A 19,408-nucleotide genomic window follows, 5' to 3' on the forward strand; every position below is an offset into this window, starting at 1 on the left:
AATTATTATATTTTTGTAAAACGCTGTTTTATACTATTGAGTATATTTTTAGCTCTTTTTTATTCCGTAAACGCTCAAGAAATTACTTTCTCTGATCCTTATTCTGAAAAAATATTATTTAACCCTGCATATTCAGGTCTTAATGAATGTGCTGAAATTAACTTAACTTACCGTAAAACATTTTTTAATGACTTGTACAGTTCTTCATATAATCAATACTTTAAAAAATATAACAGCGGTATCGGTTTTATTATATCAGATTTCAGGCAAGGAAACAACGCAATTAATAATCTGAAAACTGATTTAATTTACACTTACAAACTCAATATAGGCAATAAAAAGATACTGAATACAGCTATTCAAATAAGTTACATCCAACAAAACATAAATACGGATAACTTAATATTTAATAATCAAATTGACCCTGTTAACGGTGTTATTTATGAAACATCGGGAGAAACTTTCTTTAAAACCTATAAAGATTATGACTTCTCAATAGGAAGCACATACATCTCAGACAAATACAGGTTTGGATTATCTTTACATCATATTGATAAAATATTCAAAAAAAATAATCCCGGAATAATAAATACCGGATATACAATTCATATTGGCAAGGTTTTTTCTGTAAGAAAAAGAACTAATCAGAAATATTTTAATATATTTACACCGGAATTTATTTATAATTATCAAAACAACTCTCATCAAATTATATATGGATTTAATATAATTAATAACATTTTTTTAACAAGAATTTTTATAAAACACAATTTATTATTTAACTCAGTTTCGAGCATATTTACATTAGGGCTGAATTACAAAAACATAAGAATATCATACACTTACGATATGTTAATGACAAAATACATTTCTCTTCCGACAGGAGGAAATCAACTATCTATAAGATATAAATTTAAGTGCAGAAAAAAAAGAAATATTAAAAACACAATATTTTGTTCAAATATTTAGTTATATTTGTGAATTGAAAAATTAATTAAAAACAGGTTATTAAATGTAAGGAGTATAGATATTGTGCTGATTTTCAAAATATAAAAAATCAGTTCTCTATGCAAATTCCGTCTGATTATTGAAAAAAATAAAAAAAAAACAGATGAAAATGAAATTTTTATTTCCGATTGCAGCTTTTGTAGGTATGGCTTTAATTTTTAGTTCATGCGGCGGCGGCAGCAGTTCAACAGGACGAGTAGGTCTCGGAACCCACTCAACAACTACAGGTTGGATGTATAATAATACTGAAAACGGAGGATTTGAAGTATCAACTTTTAATGAACAAAAAACCGGTCCCGGTCTTGTTTTTATTGAAGGCGGTGCTTTTCAAATGGGACGAGTAGAACAGGACATAATGTATTCATGGAATAATCTTCCCAGAAGATCTACTGTATCCTCATTTTATATGGACGAAACAGAAGTAAAAAATGTTGACTATTTAGAATATCTTTATTGGCTGAATAAAGTGTTTATTGATATGCCTCAAATATATCAAGACGCATTACCTGATACTTTAGCTTGGAGAAGAAAGTTAGCATATAATGAACCGTTTGTAGAGTATTATTTCAGATCACCTATGTATTATACATATCCGGTTGTCGGAATAAATTGGATACAAGCAAACAAATATTGCGACTGGCGAACCGACCGTGTTAACGAACAAATTTTAGTTGACGAAGGAATCCTTCGCTTTACTCCTGACGATCAAAACGGTGCAGAAAACTTTAATACCGAAGCATATTTTGCAGGACAGTATGATATAGGAGTTGAACGTGGTTTACCAAGCTTAAGCGGAGACGGAGAAAGAAGAGTAAAAATGGAAGACGGAATTTTATTACCGAAATATCAATTACCTACAGAAGCTGAATGGGAATATGCAGCTTTAGCTCTATTAGGAAATTCAAAAGATTCTCCCGAAAGAATATGGTCACACAGATTGTATCCTTGGAACGGACATTATCTAAGAAGAGACACCAAAAACGAATTAGGTCGCTTTATGGCAAACTTTAAAAGAGGAAGAGGAGACATGATGGGTGTTGCAGGTGCACTAAATGATAACGGGTCTATAACAGTACCGGTTGATTCTTATTGGCCGAATGATTTTGGGTTATTTTGTATGGCAGGAAACGTAAACGAATGGGTAAGAGATGTATATAGAGCAAACTCATCGCAAGATGTTGATGATTTTAACCCTTTCAGAGGTAATATATTTATGGTAAAAGAAAAAGATGCAGACGGAAATTATGTTGCAAAAGACAGCCTCGGACAAATGAAATATCGATTAATGACTGATGAGGAAAGTATGGGAAGACATAATTACCAAAGAGCATATAATGTTAATTATAAAGACGGTGATGTCCAATCAAGCGTTGTTGACGGCGATTGGTTAAGAGAAGACGACCCCGGATCTTCAAGAATGTATAAACAAGGTAATGAAAACGGTGTAGGAATGAGTTCTATGGTAACTGATAAATCCAGAGTTTATAAAGGCGGCGGATGGAGAGACAGAGCATATTGGTTAATACCCGGAAACAGAAGATTTCTTGATGAAAAAGAAGCTAGAGATGATTTAGGTTTCAGATGCTCTATGATTAGACTCGGAAGCCCCGGCGGGAATTAAAAAATTAAACTAAATATAATAAAAGACCTCTATTTGAGGTCTTTTTTTTATATTCGCATTTTTAAAATTATAATGAAAATCTCGGAACTTTATAATATCTTCTTAAATAACCCGAATATATCAACCGACAGCAGAACAATTAAAAACGGAGATATATTTTGGGCTTTAAAAGGAGATAATTTTGACGGAAGTCAATATGTAAATCTTGCAATTCAAAAAGGAGCATCTTTTGCAATAACCGATAATACAAAATATCTAAATAAAAAAAAATGTATTGTTGTTGAAAACAGTTTAATATCTCTCCAAGAATTAGCAGCATTTCACAGAAAAAAATTAAAAATTCCGATTATTGCCATTACGGGAACGAACGGAAAAACAACAACCAAAGAGTTAATAACACATGTTCTGCTGAAAAAATATAAAGTTAAATCTACGACCGGAAACTTCAATAATCATATAGGAGTGCCTCTTACATTACTTTCATTCGACAAAACAACAAAAATAGGAGTTGTTGAAATGGGAGCAAATCACCCCGGAGAGATTGAAACTCTTTGTAATATTGCTGTTCCGGATTACGGTTTAATAACAAATATAGGAAAAGCACACCTCAAAGGTTTCGGGTCATTCAACGGGCTTATTAATACAAAAAAAGAACTGTATCAATCAATCGAAAAGAATAAAGGAATAATTTTTTTAAATGAAGATAATAAACTTTTAACAAACCTGCTTGCCTCGCAAAAAACCGTAAATTACGGCACAAATAAAAATGTTTTTTGCAAAGGGAAACTAATAGCTTCTGACCCTTTTGTAAATATAATAATTGATAATGTAAAAATTAAATCAAAGCTTATAGGCAGCTTTAATTTTGAAAACATTTTAGCTGCTGCTTGTATCGGAAAATATTTTAAAATTGAGATAAATAAGATAAAACAAGCAATCGAAAATTATATTCCTGAAAATAACAGATCTCAAATAATAAAAAAAGACTCCTTAAATATTATACTTGATGCATACAACGCTAACCCTACAAGTATGTCTTTGGCAATTGATAATTTTATAAATATTAAGCAAGAAAATAAAGTTCTTATTTTAGGAGATATGTTCGAGCTCGGAGAATATGCACAAGAAGAACACACAAATATTTTAAAAAAGTTGGTAAAACTTAAACAAAAAAACAATAAAACACGTATATATATAGTCGGGAATATTTTCCGTTCCGTTTATTCGGAAAAATATCAAAATGAAAACATAGAATCATTTCAAACAACTGACGAATTAATAAATAACCTTTCAAATATTAAGTTTAATAAATCTTGGTTTTTAATTAAAGGTTCCAGAGGCATGAAATTAGAAGAAACCATAAAATATATTAATGCACATTAATGTGCAACCAAAGTCTTACTAAGCAATCTTATACTTGTATTTAAATTAAAATGAAATGAAGAAAAACCTACTTATACTGACACTGTTATTTTTTGCTTTCACAGCATCCTCACAAGAATATATCTTTAAATTCAAAGTAAGTTCAAAAGAAGAGCTAAAAGTATTAACTGAAGTTATCTCAATTGATAATTATAAAAACGGTGAAGTTACTGCCTATGCAAATCCAAAACAATTTGAAAAATTCAAATCTTTAGGTTATAAATATGAAATATTGCCCCACCCTTCACAAGGCAAAGTAATTAATATGGCAACTACCGTAGCAGAAATGGCAAATTGGGACAGATATCCTACTTATGACGTATATGTTCAAATGATGCAAGATTTCCAAACAAACTTTCCTGCTTTATGTGATTTAGATACAATCGGTTACAGCCAAAACGGACGATTAGTTTTAGTACTGAAGATATCTGATAATGTTGCAACACACGAACAAGAACCTGAATTTTTCTATACATCAAGTATGCACGGTGATGAAATTACAGGTTTTGTTTTAACCTTAAGATTAGCCGATTATTTATTATCTAACTACGGAACAAATACAGAGGTAACAAATATTATAAATAATTTTGAATTATATATAAATCCTGCTGCAAATCCGGACGGAACATATAACGGAGGAAATACTACCGTTGCAAGTGCAGTAAGAAGCCTTGCAAACGGACAAGACCCGAACAGAGATTTTCCCGATCCGAGAATAGGAGCAAATACACCTTACAGCCAAGAAACACAAGATATGATGGACTTTGTTTCTGCACATCATTTTGTTATGTCTGCAAATTTTCACGGCGGAGCAGAAGTAATGAACTACCCTTGGGATACATGGACTACTGCAGATAATGCAAATGTTGATGCAAATTGGTTTGAACAGATTTGCACAAATTATGTTCAAACTACACGACTTATTAACTCAAGTTATATGACAGATACTTATGCCGACGGAGTAACCGAAGGAGGAGATTGGTATGTTATTACAGGAGGAAGACAAGATTATATGACTTATTTTCAACACTGCAAAGAAGTTACAGTAGAATTATCGTCTGTCAAATTGCTGTCAACAGATTTACTGCCTGCATATTGGAACTACAACAAACAAGCACTGTTAGACTACATCAAAGAAGCAAATTACGGAATTAACGGAACAGTAAAAAACATCAACGGCGACCCGCTTGATGCTAAAATTGAAATAACGGCACATGATAAAGATAACTCATGGGTAGCTACAGACCCTGCAAATGGTGACTACTACAGGCTTATTGCTCCCGGAACTTATGATGTTACATATTCTTCATTCGGATATATTTCTCAAGTGCACACCATTACTGTTACCGCTTGGAAAACAACAGTTATTAATGATGTTGTTTTGTTGCAAGCTGCAAATGTAAATATTTCAGGAACCGTTACCGAAAACGGAACAGGCAACCCTTTGCAAGGTGTAAAAATTGAAATACTTAACACAACTGTTACTCCTGTATATACTGCTGCCGACGGAACCTACACTATTAATAATGTACCTGAAGATATTTATGATATTAAAGCCACACTAACCGGTTATACTTCCGTAACCAAAACTATTGATATTTCTACAACAACTGTAATTGATTTTAGTCTGTCAATCAGTAATGCAATAAGTTTTGAAACCGATGTTCCTTCAATATTCACTTTCAGCGGTAATTTACCATGGACAAGAGTAACTCCTGAAGCCTATGACGGAATCTATTCAATGAAATCAGGTGCAATTACAGACAACCAAACTTCTGTTATGCAAACAGAGCTAAATATTACAACTGCCGGGAATATCAGTTTCTATAAAAAAGTATCTTCCGAATCCAACTGGGATTTTTTAAAATTCTATATTGACGGAACAGAACAAGGAAGTTGGTCCGGCGAACTTGCCTGGAGCCAAAATTCTTATGCTGTATCAACCGGAATACATACTTTCACTTGGGAGTATTCCAAAGATGCTTCTGCTGCAAACGGAAGTGATTGTGCTTGGGTTGATTTCATAGAATTCCCTGAATACCAGCAGGCTGCAACATATACAGTAACATTTAACGTTACCGACGGAACAAACCCCATTCAAAGTGCAAATGTCAATTTTAATTCTCAAAACATATCTACAGATGCAAGCGGACAAGCAATTTTTTCAAATGTTAACCCGGGTTCTAATTTACCTTGGACTGTTTCAAAAACAGGCTACAATACAGAAAACGGTACGGTAACAATTATTGACGGAGATGTTATACAATCAGTTACTCTGACAGTAACTGTAACATATACAGTTACATTTAATGTTGATGACGGTACAAATCCGATTGAAAATGCTGTTGTCAATTTCAATTCACAATCTGTTAATACTGATATAATCGGACAAGCAGTTTTCACAAACATAAATGTTGTAAGTAACAGTCCTTACTCAATCACAAAATCAGGATTTAATACTTATGACGGTTTTATTTCCGTTGTTGACAATGATGTTATTGAAAATGTTTCAATGTCAGAAACATCATACACAGTTACGTTTAATATTACCGACGGCACAAATCCGATTGAAAATGCAAATATAAACTTTAATACAGAAGATATTTTAACAGACATAAACGGACAAGCAGTTTTCACCAATGTTTTGCCGGGTAATAATTTAGCATACACAATTACAAAAAATAATTATAGTACATTCAGCGGACAATTAGACGTAAACAATCAAGATGTTATAATGAATATTCCTTTAACATCTGTATCTGTTGATGTTTTATTATCTTTATCAAGCATAAAAATCTCGCCGAATCCGTTTAATGAATTTACAACTTTTGAATTTTCAGTAAAAGAAAGTTCTTCTGTATTCTTAGGAATTTATTCTTATAACGGTCAATTAATAAAAATATTAGTTAATGAAACCCTTAATGCCGGGCTTCATAAAGTTACATGGAACGGAACAGATGCAAACAACAAATCGCTTTCAAACGGTTTGTATTTTTGCAAACTTATTTATTCCGGAACATCTAAATCTGAAAAAATAATTTTAATAAGATAACTGACTTTTCGGTCAAATTATAAAGCTTTTAAGCATAGTTGTTTAAAAGCTTTTTTTTTGCTTCGGTCGAAAATTTATTTATTTTAGCCGACTTATTTAATTAATTATATAAAAAGATTTGAATATGGATAAAAAAGATGCAATAAAAGGCGGAGAATTCATCGTCAGAGAAACTACGGCAAATGAAATATTTATTCCCGAAGAATTCGGAGAAGAACCCAGAATGATTGCTCAATCATGTCAAGATTTTTTAGACGCAGAAGTTATTCCTAATTTGGACAAATTAGATGCTCACGAAGAAGGTTTAATGCCCTCAATTCTAAAAAAAGCCGGAGAATTAGGTTTGTTAGGAATTTCAATACCGGAAGAATATATGGGTTTCGGACAAGATTTCACAACTTCTATGCTTGTTGCTGATGTTCTCGGTGCCGGTTATGCATTTTCTGTTGCTTATTCTGCCGATACAGGAATAGGAACTTTACCTATTATGTATTACGGTAACGAAGAGCAAAAACAAAAATATTTACCCGGATTGGCAACCGGCGAATTGCTCGGAGCATATTGTTTAACTGAGCCGGGAGCAGGTTCCGATGCAAATTCCGGTAAAACAAAAGCTGTACTTAACGAAGCCGGAACACACTACATTCTTAACGGGTCCAAAATGTGGATAACCAACGGAGGGTTTGCTGATGTTCTTACAGTATTTGCAAAAATTGATGATGACAGAATTCTTAGTGCATTTATTGTAGAAAGAGATTATCCTGGTATTACTTTTAATACGGAAGAACATAAAATGGGTATTAAAGGCTCTTCAACAGTCCAAATTTTCTTTAACGATTGCGAAGTTCCCGTTGAAAATCTTCTCGGAAACAGAGGTGACGGTTTCAGAATTGCCTTAAATATTTTAAACCTCGGAAGAATTAAACTCGGAGCAAATGTTATAGGTGCTGCAAAAATCGCCATAAATCAATCTGTTCAATACTCTAATGAAAGGAAACAATTTAAAACTCTTATTTCTAACTTCGGTGCAATAAAATATAAGCTTGCTCAACAAGTTATAAAAACATTTGCAAACGAAGCTGCAGTTTACCGTATGAGCAAAAATGTTGATGATGCGGTAAAAAGAAATATTGCAAACGGAATGGAAAAAGGACAAGCAAATGTTGAAGCACAAAGAGAATTTGCAATTGAAGCAGCACTAATAAAAGTTTTCGGTTCTGAAATGTTAGATTATGTTGTAGATGAGGGTGTTCAAATTCACGGAGGCATGGGATATTCAGCCGAAACGCCAATTGAAAGAGGTTACAGAGATTCCAGAATTAACAGAATTTTTGAAGGAACTAATGAGATTAACAGAAATGTTACAGCCGATACTTTAATTAAAAAAGGACAAAAAGGTGAAATCCCTATTTTTGAAGAAGCTGCAAAAATAACGGCTTCATTAGATAAAATTCCTGAAAGCCCTCAATTTAAAGGAGAGTATTTTGAAGATGCAAAAATGACTGTTGCAAATTTTAAAGCTGCATTTTTAATGTTAATTGATGCTGCTCAAAATAAATTCGGACGTAAACTTTCGCGTGAACAAGAAATATTATTCAATTTCTCTGATATTATTATGGAATCTTATGTTGCCGAATCTTTATATTTAAGAGTTCAAAAATTACAAGATTTAAAAGGAGAAAAAGGAAGTATTTACAAAGATATTTTGGATGTTTATTTATTTGACTCGTCACATGTTGTATATAAAAACGGACTTGAAGCAATCTATTCATTTGTTGACGAAGCAGACCAATGCAAATATATTAAAGCCTTAAGATGTTTTACCAAAGTTAAAGGCGTAAATGTAAAAGATGCAAGAAGAAGAATTGCCGACAAACTTATTGATGATAATAAATACACATTCTAAGTAGTTGTTAATAAAAATATTAATGCCGGGTTTAACCGGCATTTTTTTATATCATTAAACCACAATAAGGTTTATCAAATATAAAGATCAAACTTATCGGCATCATTTGCAACAGGAAATTTCTTTCTGAAAGAATCTAACTCTTCGAAATCCAAAGAAATAGTTTCAACAGATTCATGGTGTGCTTTAGTCTTACTTATAATATTCCCTTTGGGGTCAATAACAGCAGAATCTCCCGAATGATAAATTCCGCTTCCGTCCTCGCCTACTCTGTTTACTCCTACAACATAGCATTGATTTTCAATTGCTCGTGCTTTAAGCAAGGTTTTCCAAGCATCATTCCTGCGTTCGGGCCAATTTGCAATATAAATTAAAACATCGTAATCCTGTTTATTTCTGCTCCAAACAGGAAATCTTAAATCGTAACAAATCAACGGTTTAAGTTTCCAATTATTTATATTTGTTATTATTGATTTTTTGCCTGCCGAGTAGTATTTATCTTCGCCGGCAAATGTAAATAAATGTCGCTTATTGTATTGAAAGTAGTTTCCGTCAGCTTGCATCCAAATTAAGCTGTTAAAAAAATTACCGTTTTCTTCAGAAATAATACTGCCTGTAATTACGGCATTTTTATTTTTTGCGTGTTCTGAAAGCCAATATATTTGGTGATTATCATATTTTGCAAATTTTTTAGGTTTCATAGAAAAACCTGTTGCAAACATTTCCGGAAGAACAATTAAATCGGTTTCTTCAGTTACAGAATTAATTTTTTCGGAAAAGTGTTTTAAATTAGCTTCAACACCTTCCCAAATCAAATTTGATTGTATAATTGTTACATTCATTTTTTATCATTATCTATAATATATAACAGGTTTTATTTCCGCAGGTTAAATATTAAATAACAAATTTGCCCTTTCTGTATCCCTCCATGCCTCTGTATCGTTCCTTTATTGCATTAATATCTGATTTCATATCTCCCGTTATTTTATGTTCTCCGAGAAATCCTAATGTTTTCGATTTAAAATCAATCAAAGTTAAATATATAGGAACATTTGCAGACACTGCAATTCTGTAAAAGCCGGTTTTCCAATCAGGGTTTGGTGAGCGTGTACCTTCCGGAGTAATTGACAAAATCATTTTCTCTGATTTATTAAATTCCTCTGTCATCTGAGCAATAATACCTCCCGGATATTTTCTGTTTATAGGAATACCTCCCCAATGTCTCAGCAATGCACCCATCGGAAAAAAGAAAAATTCTTCTTTTATCATAATTGTTGCTTTCATATCTACTAACCAATTATACATTTTCCCGTAAATTACATCAAGGAAACTGGTATGCGGAGCAATAACCATAACATATTTCGGAACGTCAGGAATATCTCCTACAACTTTCCACCTGACAATTTTAAAAAATGTTTTAGCCGTAAATCTCTTAAATGATGCCATTATACTTTTTTTAAAGGACAAATATAGCTTTTTTAATAAATAATTGTAATTTTGAGATAATTCAAATTCATAACTTTCTGACAATTTAATACTAAGATAAAATCTGATTCGTTAAGCAAATAATTATATCCCAATTTGATGAAAACAATTGCCGCAATATTTTTCACTTTATTGTTAAGTTCATTTAAAATTTCAAACTTACATCCTGTGCATATATCAATAGTTAATATTGATTACAAAGATTCTGAAAAAACTTTTTTAATTTCAATAAAGTTGTTTACTGACGACTTTGAGAAAATTGTAAACAAAAATTTTAATACAACAATAAACCTCGGCAAAACAAACGAAACAAAAGATTGTAACAAATATATTAACAAGTATATCAAAAAGAACTTCATTTTTAAGGTAAATAAAAAGAACTTATTTAATACAGATGTTTTTGTAAAAAAAGTAAATAAAGATGAAAATTCTACATGGTTATATTATAAAGTCAAATATAATTCAGGAAGAAAAGTAAGTATTTCAAACACAATCTTGAATGATTTATATAATGACCAAAAAAATTTATTTATTTTTACTTTTAAAAATACCCAAGAAGCCTATAAATTTGGAAAAAATAAAACTAACTTTGAATTCTTGATTAAGTAGAAGCCATGCATCAAATTTTTAAATATATAATCTCAATTATTGTAGTGTTGCTAATAACAATTAATGCTTTTGCAACACACAACAGAGCAGGTGAAATTACTTATGAGCATATTTCAGGCAATACATATAAAATAACACTTATTACATATACCTACACTCCGAGCCAAGCAAACGAATCTCGTGATGTATTAACAATGCAGTGGGGAGATGATACATCTTCAGATATACAAAGGATTTCGATAGAATATTTACCCGAAGACATCCAAAAAAACACTTATACAGGCACACATACTTTCCCGGGTGTGGGCACTTATGTAATCGTTATGTCAGACCCTAACAGAAATGAAGGAATAATTAATATCCCGGAATCTGTTACTGTTGTTTTTACAATAAGAACAATTTTAAAAATAGACCCCAATATCGGATATAACAACACACCGGTAATGTTAAATCCTCCTATTGACAAGGCAGCTCTTAATCAAATCTTTATACATAACCCGAATGCTTATGACCCCGACGGAGACAGCATATCTTATAAATTAACAGTTTGCCTCGGAGATAACGGTGTCCCTATTCCGGGTTATACATATCCTATTGCGAGCAATGAATTATATGTTGACCCGATTACGGGAGATTTTGTTTGGAATACTCCCGTTCAGATAGGCGAATATAATGTTGCAATAGAAATTGAAGAATGGAGAAACGGAATAAAAATAGGGAGTATAATCAGAGATATGCAAATTGAAGTTGAAGAAACTGATAACCTGCCTCCCGTTATTCAAGATTTACCTGATTTTTGCATAACTGCCGGGGATAATATTAATTTCAATGTTATTGCTTCCGACCCCGATAATGATGACATTATACTTTCGGCATCAGGCGGTCCGTTTGAATTTACAAACAGCCCGGCAACTTTTCCCGAGATTACCGGCTCAAGCCCTGTTACAGGAACATTTAACTGGAATACAATATGTGAGCATATCAGGAAACAACCTTATAATGTTCTTTTCAGAGCAAAAGATTTAAATCCGGAAGTCGGTTTAACAGATTATGAAACCGCAAACATTGAAGTTGTTGCTCCTGCACCTCAAAATTTAATTGTTTCGCCTGAAAGTAACTCCGTTTTATTAACATGGGATAATTATACCTGTACTAATGCAACAGGATTCCGCATATACCGAAAACACAGCAGTTTCCCATATATACCGGCAAATTGCGAAACCGGTATTCCCGCAGCTTCCGGCTACTCTTTAATCGCCTTCGTTGCGGGTTCAAATATTATAAGTTTTAACGATAATAACAACGGAATCGGTTTACCGCAAGGTTATGAATATTGTTACAGAATTACAGCTTTTTTTGAAGACGGGGCAGAAAGTTATGTGTCAAATGAAGCTTGCACCGAACTAATAAAAGCAGCTCCGATTATCACAGAGACAAGTGTTTCATACACTCATAATCAAGACGGCAGCATTCATATCACTTGGATGCAACCTACTGAATTTGATACGGGTGCTTTCCCGGGACCTTACAAATATGTTCTGGAATCTAACAACACACAAATTTGGGAAAATTTCTCAAACCCTGTTGAAATTCTCGGAATTACGGATACAAGTTATATTGATACAATTATTAACACAAAGGATTTTGCAAAATCATATAAAGTTACCCTGTTCAGCCAAAACGTAAGTAATTGGGAACAAGTCGGAAGTCCTTCATACAGTTCATCACTATTTTTAGAAGGAACTCCCGGCGACAGAAGAATGACAATAAATATTAACGACAATACTCCTTGGACAAATAAAGAATATGTAATTTACAGAAAAAAGTCTGATAATGAGTGCAATACAAATTCACTAACTTATGATTCAATTACAACCGTATCATCTGCACAATACACAGATTACAACTTAAAAAATGATTCAAGCTATTGGTATCTTGTAAAAAGCATAGGAGAATACGATTTAAGTTTTATACCGAAACCTCTGATAAACTATTCACAAGAAATTTGCCTGACACCGCAAGATACAACCCCGCCTTGTCCGGTTAGTCTGATTCTTGAATCTGATTGTGATTTATTTCAAAATTATTTAACTTGGGCTGTTGATTTAAGTTGTTCGCAAGATATTGACAATTTTCTAATTTTCTATTCTGATTCAATTGACAGTCCTTTTCAATTAATAGATACCGTAAAAGATAATACCGTAAGAAATTATATTCATTCTCCGGAAAATTCATTAGGAGCTTGCTATGTTGTTTCGGCACAAGACTCAGCAGGAAACTACATTGAACCTGACAAACTTATAAGAATTTGCATTGACAATTGTAATTATTATGAACTGCCTAATATGTTTTCACCAAATGCCGACGGAATAAATGATTTATTCATTCCGTATCCTTATAAATTTGTTGAAAAAATTGATATGACTATTTATAACCGTTGGGGAAGTCCGGTTTTTGAAACAGAAGACCCTGATATAAATTGGAACGGAATTGATTTTAAGACCAAAAAACCGGTTTCTGACGGAGTGTATTACTATGTTTGTGATGTTTATGAAAAAAGATTATCAGGAATTGTCGTTCGTAATCTTGCGGGTTTTATAAGAATATTCGGTAATACAGGCAATACAAGTAAAGAATAATTTACAGAAAAATGAAAAAACAACTCATTATATCAATTCTTCTGCTGTTATTATTTAGTGTTTCTTATTCTCAAGAAAGTAATATCGATTTATACAAAGAAGTAAAATCTGACATTTATTATAAAAGATTTGAAGACGCAAAAACTAAACTGAATAATCTTATTAAAGAAAACAACCGAGACCAAACAGCATATATGTTACTCGGAGAAACTTTTTTCAAACAAAATAAATATACAGAAGCAGCAAACCAATATAAAAAAGCAATGAAGTTAAACAACAAAATTGCTTCTTATAAAATTGCCGAATGTTATGCATTGCTGAACAGTGAAGTTTCAGCAGTTGAATATTTAAAATTATATTTAAAAACTAATAGCAAAATTCTGCAATCTGAAATTAAACTTAATCCGGCATTTTCAAATATCGAAAATTCAAAATCATGGATTAATTTATGGAAAGGGGAACACTATACTAACTATGAAAAAAGATTAGATGAAGCAAAATATTTGATTTCTAAAGAAAAATATACAGAAGCATTTGATATTACAGATTATCTTTTACATAAAAATAAAAGAAGACATAAAGCACTTGCAATGAGAGGCGATATTTTTATTCATAAGGGTGAATATAAAAATGCTGCAAAAGAATACAGTTTAGCTTCTGAAATAAAAAAGAAAAGTTATCAATATAATAAGAAAGCAGCTCTTGCATATTTTACAATAAAAAAATACAACAAAGCTATAAACTACTGCAATCTTGCAATTAAAAATAATCCTCTTGAAACTGACATTTTATTATTAAAAACAAAAATTGAAATCAATACAAAAAAATACGATGAAGCACAAAATACAATAAACCAATTTTTAAAATATTATCCCGATAATGCCGAAGCATTAAATCTTGCAGGAGCAATCTTATATAATAAACGAAAATATATTGAAGCCTTAGAAAAATTCAACTTATGTTTAAAAAATAATACACCGAAAGCAGAATATTTTATTGGCAGAGCAGATACTTATATGGCAGTTTCAATGTATGAGAACGCAGTATCAGATTATTCAATGGCATTGGATTTAAACCCGAAACTTCCCGAAGTTTATTACAAAAAAGGAATTGCAAACCTTAAAGCTTTTAATAATGAAGATGCATGTGCAGATTTTCATAAAGCAACAGAGTTGGGATATTATAAAGCTAGTGATTATATTGTGAAATATTGCAAATAAAAAAATAAATTTTCTATAAAATTTCATTTACTTTGCCTCAAAATTTAATTAAAATGTCAAATAAAAACGAAATAGATTTAATTGAACTTCTTATTAAAGTATATTTATACCTTAAAAAATATATTTGGGTTTTGATTATTGCAATCAGTATCGGAGTAATTTTTACCGTAATAAAATCAAAGTCGCGAAAAGCAACATATATTTCATCAATGGTGCTTAAAACAAAATCGGAAAATGATTTTATGTACACTTTTACATTCAGGGAGTTTCAAAACAGATTTCAAAAAAACCCCGGAGAATTAATCGTAAAAATAATAAGTTCAGCTAACGAACTAAGAAAAAACGGAAACTTGAAAGCCTTGTCAAAACGAATGGAATTAACAGAAGAACAAGTAAAAAAAATAAGTTCAATAACTGCAAGTTATAATAATAAAAAAGGCGAAGCAATAAGTAATCTTGTAACAATAAATGCTGTATCAACAAATAAAGACGTTTACAAATATTTATCAAACGGAATAATTAACTATATCAATAACAACAGTTATATTAATGAAAAGAATAAATCAGATTCCATATTCTTAAAACAAGTAATTGCAAAAATTGATATTAAAATAAACGAACTTGACAGTTTACAAACAAAATTTATGAGAAGCGGCAATGTAAAAGATATTTTCATATATAAACAAAACTCCTTTTTTGCAGAAAACATTATGCTCAGCTCTTTAAAAGAAAAACTTATCAAAGAACTGTCCGGAACTAAACAAACACAAATTATTGAAGGGTTTTATTTACCTAAACCTACTAAAAAAAGTATTAAATCTGCTTTGATAATTAATGTAGCCATTTTCGTTTTTATAGCTTTATTTATTATATTCTTCCTTATAATTAACAAAAAAGCAAAACAATATATCAAGAAATAATAGTATTTGTTGTTTTTTCTTTCTCTGTATTATAAATAAAAACAAAATAATTAAAGAAATAAAAGAAAAATACAACTCCGGCTATTGTATTAAACATTGATTCAAATAAGAAGTTAAAAAAAGTCAAGCTTAAAAATATAATAAAAAGTAACTGTCTTTTCCTAAAAGCTCTGATAAATCCGGCAACAAAAATGCCTGTTAATAATATAAAAGCAAAAACGCCAATGGTCATAAAAGTATCTAAAAACTGGTTATGAGCATTATAGCCTATTTTGTCAGGTTCGGCAAAATCATATTTTTTATATTCTTCCGAAAACACTTTTTTTATATCACCGATTCCTGCTCCAAGCCAAAAATTATCTTTTGTAACTTTTATTGCTGTTTTCCATAAACCTACTCTTGCCGGAGGCTTTGTCTGTGATACATTTTCGTGCAATAAATACTTAACATCATTAATCGAAGATGCTACCCTTTCATGCTTTGACACATAAAAAACAGATATAATAAATACAATACTATAACCTGCCAATAATAAATATTTCCTGCTTCTGTAACTTACAAAAATAATTCTGAAAGCTATTAACAAAACTGCCGAAAGAATACCTGCTCTTGACGACAAAAGAAAAACCGTTAATAACAAAAAAAGAATTGATATATGATATAATATTTTATGATTTGAACGATTAAACCATATCGAATTATCTTTAAAATAAAATAATATTGAAACAGAAAAAACAATATACATACTGAAATATGCCGGATGATGAAACACTGACAAATTAGAATAAAAGAAATAATTACCGCCGTGAGTTATTGATTCCGTAAATCCTTTTTTACCGAGAACGGATGCGTCAAATAATAATTTCCCTTCTGTTATATCTGCCGAATTATAAAATGCAACAACCAAAGACAAAACAGAAACAAACAAAGCAGAAATAACAAATAACTTTAAAAATACTTCTTTATACTTTTTATGAGGATTACCCGAAAAAAAGAACAATACAGGAAATATTAATAAAGACATCTTCTGAACAATATCATTACCGGCTTTTTCTTTATTTTCACTTGTAAAATAACTTATAATGATTAATGTAAACAATAGAAGTTGAATGATAAGAAAAAATATATTTTCACTATTATATTTAAACTTCTTTTTTGCCGAAAAAAAAGCATTTATTATACTGAACAAAATCCATCCTCCTATAAAATAAGACAATACCCACCTATACATAGGAATCCAGAAAGAAACAGCCAAAGCAAAAAAAACTGCCGAATACTTTATATAATATTTTACAGGCTTTTGAAAAATCATTAAAACGGTTTTTTATTATCAACAAATTTAACCGCAAAAAACAAAATAATAACGGTTATCGTTAACCCTGCTAATATATATTCCGGAAATAAAATATCGGTTAAAAAAACAATTCCTGTTATTATCAAATTTAATAAAACAAATAACAAAACAACTTTTTGATGGCTGAAACCTGCCTGTACCAATCTCTGGTAAGCATGTTTTTTATGCGGCAAACTTAATTTTTCATTATTCCTCCATCTGCGGTATAATGTTAAAGTTGCATCAAACCAAAAAATAGAACTTAAAATAATAGGAATAAAAACAGATAGTTTTTCAGTATTCTGAAAATAAACGGCAAAAACAATAAAGTTAAATCCTAATAATGTACTTCCGACATCTCCCATGAAAATTTTTGCAGGTTGCCGATTCCAAATTAAAAAACCCGCTACGGCAGATGCTAAAACTAATACGGTATAATTATTTGTGAGAACAAACAAAACTATACAAAACATTATTACTCCCGTTGATAAGTATCCGTCAATTCCGTCAATAAAATTAAAAAGATTTATAAACCAGAGAATTACTATAAAAATAAAAATGCTGTTCAGGTAAATATTTGAAAAAATGAAACACCCGAAATCAACAATAGTTAATCCGCCGAGAAAATACAAAGCCAAAATTGCAGAAAAAGATTGAACCGACAACCTGATTACAGGCTTAACATTTATAATATCATCAATAATACCTATAATCATTAAAGGAATTCCTCCGAGAAGTGCAAAATATAAATCAGATTTGATGTTTTCGCTAAAGAATAAATATGTTATGCCCAAAAACCATACAATAACTATTGCAATACCGCCGCCGCGAGGTGTGGGTGCAATATGCGAACTTCTTTCGTTCGGGATATCTACTATAGATTTTTTTTCGGCAAATTTCTTAACGAAAAAAGTCAGCAGAAATGAAAAAATAAAAACCGCAATTAAAAGGCTTACCATCATTCCTTTTCAATTATATTAATAAATTTCTCGGCAAGCACTTTATAATCATGATTTTTTAATACATACTCTTTTCCGTTTTCTCCCATTTGTTTTAAGTCTTTTTCCGGCATATTTAAAAGTTTTTGAACAGCATCCGCAATTGCCTTAGGATTACCTGATTCTATACTAATCCCGGCATTTGCATCCAAAACAATATCATTTCCGGAATTTATATATTGTATAACCGGAATTTTTGCGACCATATAATCAAACAGTTTATTCGGGCTTACACCAAAACGATACAGAGAACTGTCAACAGCTCCGATTACGGCAACATTAAAAAACGGAAGTAAATCAGGTATTGATTGTTTCGATATAGAATTCAAAAAAATGATATTTTTAAAGCCTTTTGCCAATTCTGTCAAATTTTTCTTTTCTTGTCCGTCTCCGACCAGTACAAAAACAATTTCAGAATTATCTTTCAATAATTTTGCCGCTTCAATTAAAGTATCTAACGAATTTGAAATTGCATGACCGCCTGCATATCCGACAATTTTTTTCCCTTCTTTTTTAAGATTGCTTAATATTTCAGAATGAAAATCAGGAATTTCTTTTGGGTTTTTCCAATCTTCTGTAACAATTCCGTTAGGTATATGATACCATTTTTTCAAATCTAAACCGTGCTCTTTCATGTGTTCTTTTGTTGCCGGAAGCATTGAAACAACTTTATCGGCATATTTATATGCAAAATTTTCCGCAACTTGCATAATTATTATAAACGGATGGTATTTTGACATCTTCCCTAATTCCATCGGAGAAAGAGGCCAAAGGTCATGAACCTCAAAAATATGTTGAGCTTTTGTTTTTTTAGAAATTCGACCTGCAATGTAATTATCAAGAGGGTAAGTTGAAGATGAAATAACAACATCGGGAGAAATAATACTTAAAATTTTTTTTATATTGAAACGAAGTTTAAAAATAAAAGTGAACATATTAATAATTCGCTTAACTCCGTTTCCTTTATATGCAGGAGTTTTAACCCAACAATATTTTACACCGTCTTCATACGTTATTTCAAAATCATTTTCAATTCTCGGATTTTCTTTTCGAAGGTGAGAAAAATTCGCACATAATATCATAACCTCATGCCCTTTTTTCATCCACTCTTTTGCTAAATAATAAGGACGGTATGCCATCCCCATTTTCGGAGAACCGGCATAATGATTTATTATTAATATTTTCATTAAATTTT

At 31.2% G+C, this 19,408-nt stretch carries 14 protein-coding genes; 9 read left to right on the forward strand and 5 right to left on the reverse strand.

All coding sequences use genetic code 11. The annotated features are described in order from the left end of the window. Nucleotides 1–36: 36 nt before the first annotated feature. The 5 genes from L3J35_02710 to L3J35_02730 all read left to right on the forward strand — a co-directional run bounded on the left by L3J35_02710 (nucleotide 37) and on the right by L3J35_02730 (nucleotide 9,009). Nucleotides 37–969, forward strand: a complete 933-nt coding sequence (locus L3J35_02710; protein ID MCF6365092.1) for a PorP/SprF family type IX secretion system membrane protein — start codon at nucleotides 37–39, stop codon at nucleotides 967–969. 142 nt (nucleotides 970–1,111) lie between these two features. Continuing rightward, nucleotides 1,112–2,629: an SUMF1/EgtB/PvdO family nonheme iron enzyme gene (locus L3J35_02715; GenBank protein MCF6365093.1), complete on the forward strand. Its 1,518-nt coding sequence runs from the start codon at nucleotides 1,112–1,114 to the stop codon at nucleotides 2,627–2,629. Between the two features lie 72 nt (nucleotides 2,630–2,701). After that, entirely contained in the window at nucleotides 2,702–4,012 is a 1,311-nt protein-coding gene (locus tag L3J35_02720) for a UDP-N-acetylmuramoyl-tripeptide--D-alanyl-D-alanine ligase (protein MCF6365094.1), read from the forward strand. A 55-nt stretch (nucleotides 4,013–4,067) separates the two neighbouring features. Further along, nucleotides 4,068–7,103 carry a carboxypeptidase regulatory-like domain-containing protein gene (locus L3J35_02725; protein MCF6365095.1) on the forward strand — a complete coding sequence of 1,012 codons (3,036 nt, stop codon included), beginning with the start codon at nucleotides 4,068–4,070 and terminating at the stop codon, nucleotides 7,101–7,103. 124 nt (nucleotides 7,104–7,227) lie between these two features. Then, on the forward strand, nucleotides 7,228–9,009 hold the full coding sequence (locus tag L3J35_02730; GenBank protein MCF6365096.1) for an acyl-CoA dehydrogenase family protein: 1,782 nt from the start codon (nucleotides 7,228–7,230) through the stop codon (nucleotides 9,007–9,009). A 74-nt stretch (nucleotides 9,010–9,083) separates the two neighbouring features. Here L3J35_02730 and L3J35_02735 read toward each other — a convergent pair whose 3' ends face one another. Then, a complete protein-coding gene (locus L3J35_02735; protein ID MCF6365097.1) occupies nucleotides 9,084–9,851 on the reverse strand; it encodes an amidohydrolase in 768 nt (255 codons plus the stop codon). A 52-nt stretch (nucleotides 9,852–9,903) separates the two neighbouring features. Continuing rightward, entirely contained in the window at nucleotides 9,904–10,455 is a 552-nt protein-coding gene (locus tag L3J35_02740; GenBank protein MCF6365098.1) for a 1-acyl-sn-glycerol-3-phosphate acyltransferase, read from the reverse strand. A 138-nt stretch (nucleotides 10,456–10,593) separates the two neighbouring features. Here L3J35_02740 and L3J35_02745 point away from each other — a divergent pair, with 138 nt between their 5' ends. Genes L3J35_02745 through L3J35_02760 form a run of 4 tightly spaced genes read left to right on the forward strand, consistent with a single transcriptional unit; the run spans nucleotide 10,594 to nucleotide 15,882 of the window. Then, a complete protein-coding gene (locus L3J35_02745; GenBank protein MCF6365099.1) occupies nucleotides 10,594–11,103 on the forward strand; it encodes a hypothetical protein in 510 nt (169 codons plus the stop codon). A 5-nt stretch (nucleotides 11,104–11,108) separates the two neighbouring features. Then, a complete protein-coding gene (locus L3J35_02750) occupies nucleotides 11,109–13,742 on the forward strand; it encodes a gliding motility-associated C-terminal domain-containing protein (protein MCF6365100.1) in 2,634 nt (877 codons plus the stop codon). 11 nt (nucleotides 13,743–13,753) lie between these two features. After that, nucleotides 13,754–14,962 carry a tetratricopeptide repeat protein gene (locus tag L3J35_02755; GenBank protein MCF6365101.1) on the forward strand — a complete coding sequence of 403 codons (1,209 nt, stop codon included), beginning with the start codon at nucleotides 13,754–13,756 and terminating at the stop codon, nucleotides 14,960–14,962. Between the two features lie 53 nt (nucleotides 14,963–15,015). Next, nucleotides 15,016–15,882, forward strand: a complete 867-nt coding sequence (locus L3J35_02760; GenBank protein MCF6365102.1) for a hypothetical protein — start codon at nucleotides 15,016–15,018, stop codon at nucleotides 15,880–15,882. Here the strand turns inward: L3J35_02760 and L3J35_02765 are convergent. The 3 genes from L3J35_02765 to L3J35_02775 are packed head-to-tail and all read right to left on the reverse strand — an operon-like array spanning nucleotide 15,872 to nucleotide 19,400. Next, nucleotides 15,872–17,194, reverse strand: coding sequence for an O-antigen ligase family protein (locus L3J35_02765; GenBank protein ID MCF6365103.1), 1,323 nt, complete (start codon nucleotides 17,192–17,194; stop codon nucleotides 15,872–15,874). The genes L3J35_02760 and L3J35_02765 overlap by 11 nt on opposite strands. Continuing rightward, nucleotides 17,194–18,177, reverse strand: a complete 984-nt coding sequence (locus L3J35_02770; protein MCF6365104.1) for a glycosyltransferase family 4 protein — start codon at nucleotides 18,175–18,177, stop codon at nucleotides 17,194–17,196. The genes L3J35_02765 and L3J35_02770 overlap by 1 nt, the downstream gene beginning before the upstream one ends. After that, nucleotides 18,174–19,400 (reverse strand): glycosyltransferase family 4 protein, encoded by a 1,227-nt coding sequence (locus tag L3J35_02775; GenBank protein ID MCF6365105.1) that lies wholly within the window; start codon nucleotides 19,398–19,400, stop codon nucleotides 18,174–18,176. Before L3J35_02775 ends, L3J35_02770 begins: the two co-directional genes overlap by 4 nt. Nucleotides 19,401–19,408: the final 8 nt, after the last annotated feature.

The sequence above is a fragment of the Bacteroidales bacterium genome, from assembly GCA_021648725.1.
Taxonomy (GTDB): domain Bacteria; phylum Bacteroidota; class Bacteroidia; order Bacteroidales; family JAADGE01; genus JAADGE01.

What these genes read in the sequence shown, in the direction of transcription:
- L3J35_02725 (MCF6365095.1), top strand. Translation starts at nt 4,068, where the DNA reads ATGAAGAAAAACCTACTTATACTGACACTGTTATTTTTTGCTTTCACA.
- L3J35_02750 (MCF6365100.1), top strand. Translation starts at nt 11,109, where the DNA reads ATGCATCAAATTTTTAAATATATAATCTCAATTATTGTAGTGTTGCTA.
- L3J35_02730 (MCF6365096.1), top strand. Translation starts at nt 7,228, where the DNA reads ATGGATAAAAAAGATGCAATAAAAGGCGGAGAATTCATCGTCAGAGAA.
- L3J35_02735 (MCF6365097.1), bottom strand. Translation starts at nt 9,851, where the DNA reads ATGAATGTAACAATTATACAATCAAATTTGATTTGGGAAGGTGTTGAA.
- L3J35_02770 (MCF6365104.1), bottom strand. Translation starts at nt 18,177, where the DNA reads ATGATGGTAAGCCTTTTAATTGCGGTTTTTATTTTTTCATTTCTGCTG.
- L3J35_02740 (MCF6365098.1), bottom strand. Translation starts at nt 10,455, where the DNA reads ATGGCATCATTTAAGAGATTTACGGCTAAAACATTTTTTAAAATTGTC.
- L3J35_02755 (MCF6365101.1), top strand. Translation starts at nt 13,754, where the DNA reads ATGAAAAAACAACTCATTATATCAATTCTTCTGCTGTTATTATTTAGT.
- L3J35_02715 (MCF6365093.1), top strand. Translation starts at nt 1,112, where the DNA reads ATGAAAATGAAATTTTTATTTCCGATTGCAGCTTTTGTAGGTATGGCT.
- L3J35_02765 (MCF6365103.1), bottom strand. Translation starts at nt 17,194, where the DNA reads ATGATTTTTCAAAAGCCTGTAAAATATTATATAAAGTATTCGGCAGTT.
- L3J35_02720 (MCF6365094.1), top strand. Translation starts at nt 2,702, where the DNA reads ATGAAAATCTCGGAACTTTATAATATCTTCTTAAATAACCCGAATATA.
- L3J35_02760 (MCF6365102.1), top strand. Translation starts at nt 15,016, where the DNA reads ATGTCAAATAAAAACGAAATAGATTTAATTGAACTTCTTATTAAAGTA.
- L3J35_02775 (MCF6365105.1), bottom strand. Translation starts at nt 19,400, where the DNA reads ATGAAAATATTAATAATAAATCATTATGCCGGTTCTCCGAAAATGGGG.
- L3J35_02745 (MCF6365099.1), top strand. Translation starts at nt 10,594, where the DNA reads ATGAAAACAATTGCCGCAATATTTTTCACTTTATTGTTAAGTTCATTT.